The organism is Pseudomonas sp. MYb193, assembly GCF_002966775.1.
GTDB lineage: Bacteria > Pseudomonadota > Gammaproteobacteria > Pseudomonadales > Pseudomonadaceae > Aquipseudomonas > Aquipseudomonas paracarnis.
In genome coordinates this window covers 4,192,245-4,204,323 of record NZ_CP023269.1, presented here as the reverse complement: position 1 = coordinate 4,204,323, position 12,079 = coordinate 4,192,245, and the positions used below count along the sequence as shown (strand labels likewise).

At 63.3% G+C, this 12,079-nt stretch carries 10 protein-coding genes; 5 read left to right on the top strand and 5 right to left on the bottom strand.

Annotation, left to right across the window (positions count from 1 at the left end):
• Nucleotides 1–84: 84 nt before the first annotated feature.
• From dsbG to dsbD, 3 genes are read right to left on the bottom strand one after another with little or no spacing between them, the layout of a single operon-like run.
• On the bottom strand, nt 85–846 hold the full coding sequence (gene dsbG, locus CLM72_RS19085) for a thiol:disulfide interchange protein DsbG (protein WP_020302229.1): 762 nt from the start codon (nt 844–846) through the stop codon (nt 85–87).
• On the bottom strand, nt 822–1,667 hold the full coding sequence (locus CLM72_RS19080) for a TlpA disulfide reductase family protein (RefSeq protein WP_073527064.1): 846 nt from the start codon (nt 1,665–1,667) through the stop codon (nt 822–824). Before CLM72_RS19080 ends, dsbG begins: the two co-directional genes overlap by 25 nt.
• A complete protein-coding gene (gene dsbD, locus CLM72_RS19075; RefSeq protein WP_105227547.1) occupies nt 1,667–3,394 on the bottom strand; it encodes a protein-disulfide reductase DsbD in 1,728 nt (575 codons plus the stop codon). Before dsbD ends, CLM72_RS19080 begins: the two co-directional genes overlap by 1 nt.
• Nucleotides 3,395–3,569: 175 nt before the next feature.
• Between dsbD and CLM72_RS19070 the strand changes: the two genes are divergently transcribed.
• The 5 genes from CLM72_RS19070 to CLM72_RS19050 all read left to right on the top strand — a co-directional run bounded on the left by CLM72_RS19070 (nt 3,570) and on the right by CLM72_RS19050 (nt 8,433).
• Complete coding sequence (locus tag CLM72_RS19070) at nt 3,570–4,250, top strand: response regulator (protein WP_032895992.1); 681 nt, start codon at nt 3,570–3,572, stop codon at nt 4,248–4,250.
• A complete protein-coding gene (locus CLM72_RS19065; protein ID WP_020302232.1) occupies nt 4,250–5,569 on the top strand; it encodes an ATP-binding protein in 1,320 nt (439 codons plus the stop codon). The genes CLM72_RS19070 and CLM72_RS19065 overlap by 1 nt, the downstream gene beginning before the upstream one ends.
• 123 nt (nt 5,570–5,692) lie before the next feature.
• Nucleotides 5,693–6,466 (top strand): N-acetylmuramoyl-L-alanine amidase, encoded by a 774-nt coding sequence (locus CLM72_RS19060; protein WP_105227545.1) that lies wholly within the window; start codon nt 5,693–5,695, stop codon nt 6,464–6,466.
• Between the two features lie 259 nt (nt 6,467–6,725).
• On the top strand, nt 6,726–8,126 hold the full coding sequence (locus CLM72_RS19055) for an aspartate aminotransferase family protein (RefSeq protein WP_105227543.1): 1,401 nt from the start codon (nt 6,726–6,728) through the stop codon (nt 8,124–8,126).
• 82 nt (nt 8,127–8,208) lie between these two features.
• Complete coding sequence (locus tag CLM72_RS19050) at nt 8,209–8,433, top strand: MbtH family protein (RefSeq protein ID WP_003192847.1); 225 nt, start codon at nt 8,209–8,211, stop codon at nt 8,431–8,433.
• Nucleotides 8,434–8,544: 111 nt separating this feature from the next.
• Here the strand turns inward: CLM72_RS19050 and CLM72_RS19045 are convergent, their stop codons facing one another.
• The gene (locus tag CLM72_RS19045; RefSeq protein ID WP_105227541.1) at nt 8,545–9,891 is read right to left on the bottom strand and encodes an amidohydrolase; all 1,347 of its coding nucleotides are present in this window, start codon (nt 9,889–9,891) and stop codon (nt 8,545–8,547) included.
• 16 nt (nt 9,892–9,907) lie between these two features.
• Nucleotides 9,908–12,073: a mechanosensitive ion channel family protein gene (locus CLM72_RS19040; RefSeq protein WP_105227539.1), complete on the bottom strand. Its 2,166-nt coding sequence runs from the start codon at nt 12,071–12,073 to the stop codon at nt 9,908–9,910.
• Nucleotides 12,074–12,079: the final 6 nt, after the last annotated feature.

The window sequence follows — 12,079 nt, the reverse complement described above, 5'->3', positions numbered from 1 at the left end:
CAAGCCAGCTCCCACATGTTGAGTTGTGAATACATTCAAATGTGGGAGCTGGCTTGCCTGCGATGGCGCCCGCGAGGGCGGCGCTTATTTTGGTCCGAGAATCTTCACTAACTTATCCGGCGAAGGCGCCCCTTGCTGCTGCTGCAACCCACCCTTGTCATCCAGATAGAAGATCGCCGGCGTCGCCGACAACTCCAGTTCATCCATCAGCTTCATATTGGCATCAAGCTTGGCCTCGACCTCGGCGGGGATCTTTTCCAGCGCCTTGAGCTTGCTGCCCTTGCCGGCGGCTTCGTGTTCTTGCAGGGCTTTTTGCGGGTCTTTGGCGGCGAGCAGGGCGGCGGATTTGCCTGGGCTGTCTTCGCGGATGATGCCGACCATGATGTGGCGCAACTGCACCTTGCCGGCCTTCACCCACGGGCGGGCCTGTTCCCAGAACATGTTGCAGTACGGGCAGTTGGGGTCGCTGAACAGGTAGACGGTGCGCGGGGCGTTTTTATCGCCATCCTGGATCCAGCTGCTGTTTTCCATCTTGGCCCAGACTTCCTTGGCCATCGGCGCGTACACCAGTTTTTCCAGGGGCGCGGTGCTCAGGTCATTGCCTTGGGCGTCGTACAGGTTGCCCGCGATCACGTGCTTGCCGTCGGCGGTCAGGTACAGGGCCATGCCACGGTTCTGGTACTGGGCGGCATAGCCGGTGAGGCCGCTGGGGGCATCGAATTTGCCGATGATCTTGGCACCTTTGGCTTCGATCTGTTTGATCGGGGCCGGCAGGTCTTCGGCCTGGGCCAGCGTAGCGGCTAGCGTCAAAGGCAGCAGGGTCAGCAGGTGGCGGAGGCGAGGCATGTCGGTTTCCTTGTCGTGGTGTTGTCGAAGGGTTCCATGGCACGGGCCAGGCTGGCTTCGGAGAGTTCGCCCAGGTGGCTGTTGATCAGGCGCCCATCGGCTTGGTAGAACAACGTGGTCGGCAGCGCCATGGAACCCACAGCCTGGCCGAGGCGGCCGCTGGCGTCGAACAGCACATTGTCGAGGTTCAGGCCCTGGGTGGCCAGGTAGGTGCTGACGCTCTGCATGCTTTCGGCCTGGTTGACGAACAGGAAGGTCACATCGGGGCGCATGCGCTGGGCGTTTTCCAGCACCGGCATTTCGCGTCGGCACGGCGGGCACCAGGTGGCCCAGAGGTTGATCACCAACGGGCCGCCTTGATAATCCGCCAGTTGCACCACCTCGCCATTGGCATTGCGCAGGGTGATATCCGGCAGGCGCGTGCCTTTTTCGTACAGGCTCAGAGACAGGCTGGTCATGCCCCAGAACAACAGGCCGGTGATCACCCCGGCGCTGAGCGGCTTGCGCAGGGCAGGGCGACGCCAGCCGTAGACCAGCGCGCCAAGGATCAGCGCGATGATCCCTGGCCAGGCGAGAAAGCCGCCGTCACGCAGGTCGACCATCTCTACCCAGTCGTTGCTGTAATAACTCCAGTACATCAGCACAAAGCTGACGCGGGCGGCGAGCAGGCCCAGCAGAAACAGGCTGAACAGCACCGACTCCGGGTTTTCGCCGCCGCGCTTGGCCACGCGCCAGCCCACCAGGGTGGCGAGAATCAGCGCGCTGATCAGCAGCAGGTGATTCAAGGCGATGGCGAAGGTGCCGATGGTGAGGGTCAGCATCAGAGAGCGTCCCGCGTCTGGGTCCAGCGTTGCAGGAAGGCAGCGGCGTCTACTTCGCCGGTGATGCGTTGGGCGCGGCGTTCTTCACCGTCCGGGCCGATCCACACGAAGCTCGGTGGCCCAGGAACTTTGTAGCGGCCCAGCAGCTCGCGGCTGGCGGCGTTGTCGGCGGTGACGTCCAGGCGTAACAGGCGCACGTCTTTGAGCGCGTCCATCACCTCGGGTTTGCCGAACACCTGTTTCTCCATGATCTTGCACGACACGCACCAGTCGGCGTAGTAGTCCAGCAGCACCCATTGGCCCTGGGCCTTGGCGCTGTCGAACTGGCTTTGCAGCACGGCCGGGTCGTTGATCGTGGTGAAGGCATCGTGGGCGCTCGGTGCACCGGCGACCTTTGAGCCACTGTAAACCTTCAAGGGTTGCCACAGCTCATCGCTGCCGCCGGCCGCCCCCACCACCAGCACCGCGCCCCACAGGCCCAGCACCAGGGAACCAGCGCCGAATACCTTGGCCGCCAGGCCGGGCTCACGGGCCAGCGCCCAGCCACAATAAGCCATCACCAGCGCCAGGGCGCCCCACAGGCCGATCCACAGGCTGTCGCCGACCACTGGGCGAATCATCAGCACCGCGGTGCCCAGGAACAGGAAGCCGAAGATGCCCTTGAGCACGTTCATCCAGGTGCCCGGCTTGGGCAGGAAGCGATTGCCCACGGTGACCAGCAGTAACAGCGGGATGCCGATACCGATGCCCATGGCAAACAGGATCAGCCCCCCGTGAAGCGCATTGCCGCTCTGGGCGATGTACAGCAGGGCGCCAGCCAGGGGCGCGGTCATGCACGGCCCCACCAGCAGGCCGGACAACGCGCCGAGCACACCGGCACCCACCAGGCTGCCACCGCTTTGCTGGCGGCTGACGTTATCGAGGCGGTCGCGCAGGAAGGCGGGCAGTTGCAGTTCAAAGAAGCCGAACATCGGCAGGGCGAGCAGCACGAACAACGCCGCAAAGCTGCCGAGGATCCACGGGGTTTGCAGTAACGCCGCCAGGTTGGCGCCGAGCAACGCGGCCATCACCCCCAGGGCGGCATACACCAGCGCCATGCACACCACGTAGCTGCCGGCCAGGGCAAAGCCGCGACGCGGGCTGGCGCCGCTACCGACCACCAGGCCAGCGAGGATCGGCAGCATCGGCAACGAGCAGGGCGCAAATGCCAACAGCAGGCCCAGGCCGAAGAACACCAGCAGGCTCCACCCCAGGCTGCGCTGCTGCAGGCCGCTGGCCAGGCTTTGATCCTGGGCTTGCGCGGTCGCGGCGACGGCCGGGTTGCCGCCCAGGTCCACGGTGATCGACTGTGGCGGATAGCACAGGCCCGCATCGGCGCAGCCCTGCCAGCCGAGCTTGACCTGGCCGGTGGTACCAGCGGGGATCTTCACTTCCAGGCCCTGGCGATACACCTGTTGTTCACCAAAGAACTCGTCGCTATGAGCTTCACCCTCGGGCAGCACGGGTTTTTCGGCCAGGCCGTCGAACTTCATGCGTTGCTGGTACAGGTAGTAACCGTCGGCAATCTGCCAAAACAGCTGGGTTTCGCCGCTTTCAAGACGTTCGGAGGTAAAGGCGAAGGCTTTGCCTACCGGGAGGAAGTCGGGTTTGGTTTCGAAGGGGCTGCCCGGCGCTGCCTGGGCGAATCCCGCAAACAACACCAGCAGAAAGGTAAACAGATGCCGCATGGTCAAGCCTTAGTTCGATGCAAGTGAGGCACACAATGTGTGGCGTTGATTAACCGATGATTAACCGCCGCTATTCTAGAGCGTAGGGATTGTCCGGTGTTGCGAACTTTAGCGGCATAATGCGCGCTTAATCCGTGGCTTTTCTAATCGCGCCATCTTTCATGAAGGGTTAACCATGCACGTACTGGTCTGTGAAGACGACGAACTGATCGCCAGTGGCATCGTGGCCGGCCTGACCGCCCAGGGCTTTACCGTGGAGCGCGTGGCCACGGCCTCGGCTGCGCGGGCAATGCTCAAGGCCGCGGCCTTCGACATCATGGTGCTCGACCTCGGCCTGCCCGACGAAGACGGCCTCAAGCTGCTGCAACAACAGCGCAGCCAGGGGTTGGAGATTCCGGTGCTGATCCTCACCGCGCGGGACTCGGTGACCAACCGCGTCGACGGCCTGCAAGCCGGCGCCGACGACTACCTGCTCAAGCCTTTCGACTTGCGCGAACTCGCCGCCCGCCTGCAAACCCTGTTGCGCCGGGTGGCGGGGCGCAGCGTCAACCTGATCGAACATGGCCGCCTGGCCTACGACCCCAGCAGCCGCGAGACCTTCCTCGGCGGCCAGCCGGTGGACCTGTCCCGGCGTGAACAGGCGTTGTTGCAGGCGCTGTTGCACAACAAGGGCCGCGTACTGTCCAGCGAACAGCTCAAGGACAGCGTCTACGGCTTCAGCGACGAACTGGAAAGCAACGCCCTCAACGTGCATATCCACCACCTGCGGCGCAAGTTGGGCAATGGCATCGTCGAAACCGTCAGGGGGCTGGGCTATCGCCTCGGCACGGCTGATGGCGGAGAAAACACGCCGTGATGAGCTTGCGTCTGCGCCTGACGTTCAAGCTGGGCGCCGCTTTTGTACTGATCTGGGTGCTGGCGGCCGCCTGGATGCTCAACGACTTGCGCAACCAGATGATGTTTTCCCTCGACCAGCGTCTGGTGGCTTCGGCGCGCATGGTAGCCGGGCTCACCGAGCAGATGCCGGGCCTGGCCAGCGTCAGCGGGGGCGCGCATTTGCGCACCGAACAACTGAATGTGCCGGGTGGCATGGCTTGCCAGGTCAGCTCCTTGCGTGGCGAGATCCTGGCGCGCAGCCATACCACGCCGGAGGAAGGGTTGGAGTCGCGCCGCAGCGGCTTTCGCGACCAGATCATCGACGGCGTGGGCTGGCGCAGTTTTACCCTGTCCCGTGGCGACTTGCTGATCACCACCGCCGACCGCCAGGTGGAGCGTGAAGCCCTCAACCTGTCGATCCTGCTGGCGGCGTCGGTGCCGGTCGGCGTGGCATTGCTGGGCTGCCTGTGCCTGTTGTGGCTGGGCATTGGCCAGAGCCTGGTGCCGCTCAACCGTATGCGGGATGCCCTGATGCGGCGCAGTGTCGACTCCCTCGAGCCTCTGCAGATTCACCCGCTGCCCAGTGAACTCAAGCCGTTGCTCGACACCCAGAACCAATTGCTGCAGCGCATCGCCAAGACCATCGAGCGCGAACGTCGCTTGACCGGTGACGCCGCCCATGAACTGCGCAGCCCGTTGACCGCGATCAAGACCCACCTGCAAGTCGCGCGCATGACCGAGGGAGCTGCCCGCGACCAGTCCCTGGCGCACGCCGAGGAGGGCGCCGATCGCTTGCATCGCACCCTGGAGCAACTGTTGTTGCTGGCGCGGGTGGAGGGTAGCCTGTCGTTTGACGATGGCCTGCAGTCCAGTGCCGAGGAAGTCGCCCGGTTGGCGATCCAGGATGCCAACGCCGGCGACAATTCACGCATTGATCTGATCCTGGCGCCGGATCTTTCCCCTGTTCCAGTGGCAATGCCTGTGGGCCTTGCCGTCGCGGCCTTGCGTAACCTGCTGGACAACGCCTTGCGCCATACCCCGGCCGATACCCGCGTGGAACTGCAGGTGTTTTCTACCCCGGATAATGTGGTGTTCCGCGTGCGTGACCATGGCCAGCAGATCTCCAGCGAAGACCTGCAATACCTCACCCAACGCTTCTGGCGCAATGGCAGCAGCGAAGGCTGTGGCCTGGGCCTGGCGATTGTCCAGGCGATCGTGCAGCGCTGTTCCTGCTCGTTGCACTTCGACAGCCAGCCCGATGGTATGCGGGTCGACCTGGGCATGCCGTTGCGGCGCTGAGCAGTCCTATTCACGTGGCAAATAATTACCGCCCGCCTGAGGCTCAAGCCTTCAGGATGGCGGTAATTTTTTTGCGCTTGAACGGGCCGAATGAGTCGGCCTGAATTGAAAAGGACTGTTCTTATGTTGGTGATCGACACCAGTTTCCCCGCCAGGGATTTCAACGACCGCCGCGGCGAATCCGTGCAGCAGGTGCTTGTGCACTACACGGCCGCGCCCTTTGCTTCCTCGCTACGCACCCTCACCCAAGATGGCGTCAGCGCCCACTATCTGCTGCCCGACCCCGCTGAACCCAGCTACCGCGCTGCCGGTTATGAAGAGCTGCGGGTGTTTCGCCTGGTGAACGAGGACCAGCGCGCCTGGCACGCAGGCGTGAGCTATTGGGCGGGGAAGGCCGATCTCAACAGCCGCTCGGTGGGCATTGAAATCGTCAACCTGGCGCGGGATGAAGCGGGGGTCTTTACCTTTCCGGAGTACGCACCGGCACAGATTGACCTACTGATTGAATTGCTTCGCGACCTGCTGGAGCGCTATCCGCAGGTGGGCCCCACTGACTGGCTCGGGCATTCGGACGTGGCCTACTGGCGCAAGAGCGACCCTGGGCCTCGGTTGCCCTGGCGTGTGCTGCATGAGGCCGGCATCGGGGCCTGGTTTGATGAATCGAGCCGGGCGATGTACCAGCGCCGCTTTTGTCTCGGCTTGCCGCAGGAGGTCGAAGTGGAGCGGGCGTTTCAGCGTTATGGCTACAAGCCCGCGCAGAATCGCCGGGCCTTTGAACAGCGCACCCGGGCGTTCCAGATGCACTTTCGGCCACGGGATTATTGTGGATTCCTGGATGCAGAGACGTGCGCGATTCTTTATGCGCTGAATGAAAAATACCGCGGGCTTCGGAGCTGAGCGCTGTTCAAATGTGGGGCTGGCTTGCCTGCGAAAGCGGTAGTGCCGTAACAGATGCAGCGACTGACACACTGCCTTCGCGAGCAAGCCCGCTCCCACATTTTAATCTCCCCACTATCGGTAAATATCCGACCAACCTCCTAAATCCCCGTGCACCTGAAGCGTCTCCACAACAGGAAATCCGTGCGCATGCCCTTGGGCCAGACGCCAACGGATCGGCAGTTTGGTCACGATCATCAGCGTATTGAGGGATCCAGAGATGTCAGTCGCTACCAGCCGTATCGAAGACGCCCCGGTGCAGGCCGCGGAAACGCTCTATCAGTTTGACGAAAGCCCGCTGCTGGCCCGCCAGCGCCAGCAGGAATCCAACGCCCGCAGCTACCCACGGCGCATCCCCCTGGCACTCAAACGCGCCAAGGGCATTTACGTGGAGGACGTGGAGGGGCGTCGGTTTATCGACTGCCTGGCCGGCGCCGGAACCCTGGCGCTGGGGCATAACCACCCGGTGGTGATCCAGGCCATCCAGCAAGTGCTGAGCGACGAACTGCCCCTGCATACTCTGGACCTGACTACACCGGTCAAGGATCAATTCGTGCAGGACCTGTTCGGTTTGCTCCCATCGGAACTGGCGCGAGAAGCGAAAATCCAGTTCTGCGGCCCCAGCGGCACTGATGCGGTGGAAGCCGCGTTGAAGCTGGTGCGCACTGCCACCGGGCGCAGCACCGTGCTGTCGTTCCAGGGCGGCTATCACGGCATGAGCCAGGGCGCGCTGAGTTTGATGGGCAGCCTGGGGCCAAAGAAACCCTTGGGCGCCTTGCTCGGCAATGGCGTGCAATTCCTGCCATTCCCGTATGACTACCGTTGCCCGTTTGGGCTGGGTGGCGCCGAAGGTGTGCGGGTCAACCTGCATTACCTGGAAAACCTGCTCAACGACCCGGAAGCCGGCGTGCTGTTGCCAGCGGCGGTGATTGTCGAAGTGGTCCAGGGTGAGGGCGGTGTGATCCCGGCGGACCTCGACTGGCTGCGTGGCCTGCGCCGTATCACCGCGCAAGCGGGGGTGGCGCTGATCGTCGATGAGATCCAGAGCGGTTTTGGGCGTACCGGCAAAATGTTTGCCTTCGAACACGCCGGCATCATTCCGGACGTGGTGGTCATGTCCAAGGCGATTGGCGGCAGCCTGCCGTTGGCGGTGGTGGTGTATCGCGACTGGCTCGACACCTGGCTGCCGGGCGCCCATGCCGGGACCTTCCGCGGCAACCAGATGGCGATGGCGGCGGGCTCGGCGGTGATGCGCTACCTCAAGGATCACGACCTGGCAGGCCATGCGGCGACCATGGGCGAGCGCCTGGGCGAGCACCTGCGCATCCTGCAGCGCGACTTCCCGCACCTGGGGGATATCCGTGGGCGTGGGCTGATGCTGGGGGTGGAACTGGTAGACCCGACTGGCACGCCTGATAGTCAGGGCCACCCGCCGGTGCATCGCCAGCTGGCGCCGCTGGTGCAGCGCGAATGCCTCAAGCGCGGGCTGATCCTGGAACTGGGCGGGCGCCATGGCAGTGTGGTGCGTTTCCTGCCACCGCTGGTGATCACCGCTGGCGAAGTCGACCAGGTGGCTGAGATTTTCGGGCGCGCCTTGGCGGCGGCCGTGGCCAGCCTGTAATTTTCCAGGCCCTTGGTACGTTTCTACAGATATCAGTGCTGCGCGTGGTGCGCAGCCAGCCTTTGAGCAACGGAGAACAGCAATGACCTCAGTATTTGACCGCGACGACATCCTCTTTCAGGTAGTGGTCAACCATGAAGAACAGTATTCGATCTGGCCCGACTACAAGGCCGTGCCGGAAGGCTGGCGCACCGTGGGCAAGAGTGGCATGAAGAAGGAGTGCCTGGCGTATATCGAGGAAGTGTGGACCGACATGCGCCCGTTGAGCCTGCGCCAGAAAATGGATGGCGCGGCCCTCGCCAACTGATTCACCTGGGTTCAAATGTGGGAGGGGGCTTGCCCCCGATTGCGGTGTATCAGCCAGCCAATGTTTAGCTGACACACAGCTGTCGGGGGCAAGCCATCTCCACATCAAGCATTACAGTGATGTGTGGGTATAGAGGTAATCCGTCGCCAACGACGCCAGCGTCCTCACGCCCACCACCAACGCCGACTCATCCACAAAGAACCCTGGGTTGTGATTCGGCGCCGCCTTGCTCATGTCCTGGTCCCTTGGGGTCACCCCCAGGAAGACAAACAGCCCCGGCGCCTCCTTGGCATAGAACGAGAAGTCTTCGGCACCACCCACCAACGGGCCCTGCACCACGTCATCCTGAGCCGCCCAGCGCAGGCTCGGCAGCATTTTCTCGGTCAGCGCCGGGTTGTTGATGGTGGGGTCGTACTTCTCGATGATCGTCACTTCGGCCTTGGCGCCACCGCTTTCGGCGATTTTCTCTACGGTTTGACGCACGTCTGCATGCAGCTTCTGGCGGATACCGTAGTCGTAGGAGCGAATGGTGCCGCTCATGTCCACCGACTCGGGGATGATGTTATAGCGGGTGCCACCGTTGATGGTGCCGATGCTCACCACAGAGGGGAATGACGAAATATCGGTACGGCGGCTGACCACGGTCTGCAGGCCGACAATGGTTTGCGCGCCAACGGTGATCGGGTCGATACCGTCCCAGGGGCGGCCGGCGTGGGTCTGTTTGCCGAGGATCCTGATGCGCAGGTCATCGGAGCTGGCCAGGGTGGGGCCCGGGCGGTAGGCGATTTGCCCGGCAGGCACACCGGCCCACACATGCAGGCCAAACACCGCATCGGGCTTGGGCGCTTTCATCACGCCTTCCTGCACCATCATCTTCGCACCCCAGGTGTTCTTGCCGTCGGGGATAAAGTCGCTGGGGCCTTCTTCGGCCGGTTGGAAATAAAACACCACGGTGCCGGGCAGTCGCTCGCGCATCCCGGTAAGAATCTTCGCAGTGCTCAGCAGGATAGCGGTATGGGCGTCGTGGCCGCAGGCGTGCATCACGTCGACTTCTTTGCCCAGGTAGGTGCCCTTGGCTTTGGAGGCGAAGGGCAGGTCGGCGACTTCCTTGACCGGCAGCGCATCCATGTCGGCGCGCAGGGCCACGGTCGGGCCGGGCAGGGCGCCTTTCAAGATGGCGACGACGCCAGTGCGGGCCACCCCGGTCTTCACCTCAAGGCCGAGTTCGCGCAACTGTTTGGCGACCAACTCGGCGGTGCGGGTTTCGGTATTGCCCAGTTCCGGATGGGCGTGGATATCGCGGCGGGTTTCCAACAGGCTGGGTTCGAGGATTTTTGCCTGGGCGGCAATGGTTTCCCGGGCACTGTCCTGGCCGCTGCTGGCGGCGATCACTGCACTGCTCGCGACCGCGCCGAGCAGACCCAAAACCCATTGGTGTGTCAGACCGTTCATTCGCATACCAACCTCTCCTTGCTTATTGTTGTGGATCTTTCTCCTGCACGCTGCCGGCGGTCAGCACTTGCACGCTCAAGCGCGGTGTCGCCAGGTCCAGCCCAGCTTCATCCAGATGCCGCTTGAGCGACAGGTTGAATGCCCGCGACACTTCCCACTGCTTGATCGGCGCGGTCTTGAAGCGTGCGCGCAGGATCGCGCTGCCGGACTCGAAGCTTTCCACGCCCTGGATCTCCAGCGGCGACCAGATATTGCGGCGTTGCAGCGGGTCGTTGCGCATGGCATGGCCGACCTCGCGCATCAGTTTGATCGCGTCGTCGATTTCCATGTTGTAAGGGATCGCCACCCGGAAGATCGCGTAGCCGAACTCGCGGGAGTAGTTCTTGATGCTCTTGATTTCGCTGAACGGGATGGTGTGCACGATGCCGTCGATATCGCGCAGGCGCACGGTACGGATGGTCAGGCCCTCTACGGTACCGAGGTGGCCGCCGACGTCCACGTAGTCGTCGATGGCCAGGGAGTCTTCGATGATGATGAACAGGCCGGTGATCAAGTCCGCCACCAGCGATTGCGCACCAAAGCCAATGGCGATACCGATCACGCCCGCACCGGCCAGCAGGGGCGTGACGTTCATACCCATGTTCGCCAAGGCCACGATGGCGGCGATGATAAAGATGGTCACGAACAGCACGTTGCGGATCAGCGGCATCATGGTTTGCGCACGCGCGTTGGCCAGGCCTTTGCGCGAGCGGGTCAGGGCGTGGTGAATGGCCGTGTCGCTGAGGATCCAGATCAGCCAGGCAAACAACAAGGTCCCACCGAGGCCGAACAGCTTCACGGCTATTTCATGACCTTCACCTTCGGTAAAGCGAATCATCGACAGGCCCCAGACCCGCAGCCCCAGTTCGATAAATACCAGCCACACCACCAGGTGCACCAGGGTGTAGACAAAGCCTTTGAGGCGTTCGGAGTACAGCGCGTGGCGTTTGTGCCCGCGTTGTGGCTTGAGAGCGTGGCGGCGCACCAGGCCGTTGATCACCATGCACAACACCAGCAGCACCGTGCACAGCAACGACTGGCGCAGGGCGGTGCTGGTGTCGCCGGCCGACAGGAAGGTGGCGAACAGTGAGATGCCCACCAGCAGAAGAGCCGGGATGTACCAGAAGGTGCCGATGATCGACAGCGTATCGGTGAGGGCGCGGCGGGTCAGTCGGCGCGACAGCGGCTGGTTGCGGATCAGGTGCGCGATGGGTCGGCGGAAACGCAGGATAAACACCCCGGTGGACAACGCCGCCATGACATTGGCCACGGTCGCGGCGGTGTGGGCCAGATGCTGGCCGAGCGCGGCAACCAGGCGCGGGTCGCTCAAGGCTTCACCGAAGGCGGCAAAACTGCCGATCCACCACAGCGGGCGGAATGCCTGGTGGCGCAGGATATACAGCGCGCGGTGGCGGTGCGGGCCGTCGAGTACGGAGAACGCAATCACGCAGATTGCCGAGAAACAGGTGCCGACCACCAAGGCATAGGCCAGCACCATGGCCAGGGATTTGCCCAGGGAGGAAGGCAGGGCGTAACTGAGGTAAACCGTAATCACCAAAGCGATCAGCCAGGGGCCCAGCTTGCGCAGGGCAAAGCGCAACATGTCCCAGGTGCGCGGGTGCTGCGGCAGCTCTTCGGGCAGGCCGAAGCGCTCGCGCACTCGGTGGCTGAGCCAGATCAGCGCAGCGGCCAGCAGGCTCCATACGGCCAGGATCACGGCAAAACCGAAGATGATCGGCAGCCATTCGCTGGCCGGCAACATCAGGGCGGCCAGTTCATCCTTGGCCAGGTCGACTTCATTGGACCAGCGCCCCAACGGGCTGTCGGCGCCGGAAAACTGCTGCTCAAAGCCCGACAGCGTACTGCCGATCAACCCGAGTACCCCGAGTTCGGCGGCGGGCTGGGCCTTTTGCGTGGCGGCGCGCAGTTTCTTCAGGTCGCTGAGCAACTGGGTGCGCTGTTGGTCGTTTTCCAGGGTTTTGATCACTTCGTCCAGCGACTGCCCCAGGGGCACTTCCGCCTGGGGTTGGGTCTTGCTGGAGCCGCCCAGCATCCCGGGCAAGCCCACGGCTTGGGCGGGCATCACTGGCAGCAGCGTGAGCAGGGCGATCAGCAGGTAGCAGGGCAGGGCAAACAGACGGGAGAACACGAGGCG

Coding starts and splice junctions, on each gene's coding strand:
- dsbG (WP_020302229.1), bottom strand. CDS start 846: ATGCCTCGCCTCCGCCACCTGCTGACCCTGCTGCCTTTGACGCTAGCC.
- CLM72_RS19080 (WP_073527064.1), bottom strand. CDS start 1,667: ATGCTGACCCTCACCATCGGCACCTTCGCCATCGCCTTGAATCACCTG.
- dsbD (WP_105227547.1), bottom strand. CDS start 3,394: ATGCGGCATCTGTTTACCTTTCTGCTGGTGTTGTTTGCGGGATTCGCC.
- CLM72_RS19070 (WP_032895992.1), top strand. CDS start 3,570: ATGCACGTACTGGTCTGTGAAGACGACGAACTGATCGCCAGTGGCATC.
- CLM72_RS19065 (WP_020302232.1), top strand. CDS start 4,250: ATGAGCTTGCGTCTGCGCCTGACGTTCAAGCTGGGCGCCGCTTTTGTA.
- CLM72_RS19060 (WP_105227545.1), top strand. CDS start 5,693: ATGTTGGTGATCGACACCAGTTTCCCCGCCAGGGATTTCAACGACCGC.
- CLM72_RS19055 (WP_105227543.1), top strand. CDS start 6,726: ATGTCAGTCGCTACCAGCCGTATCGAAGACGCCCCGGTGCAGGCCGCG.
- CLM72_RS19050 (WP_003192847.1), top strand. CDS start 8,209: ATGACCTCAGTATTTGACCGCGACGACATCCTCTTTCAGGTAGTGGTC.
- CLM72_RS19045 (WP_105227541.1), bottom strand. CDS start 9,891: ATGCGAATGAACGGTCTGACACACCAATGGGTTTTGGGTCTGCTCGGC.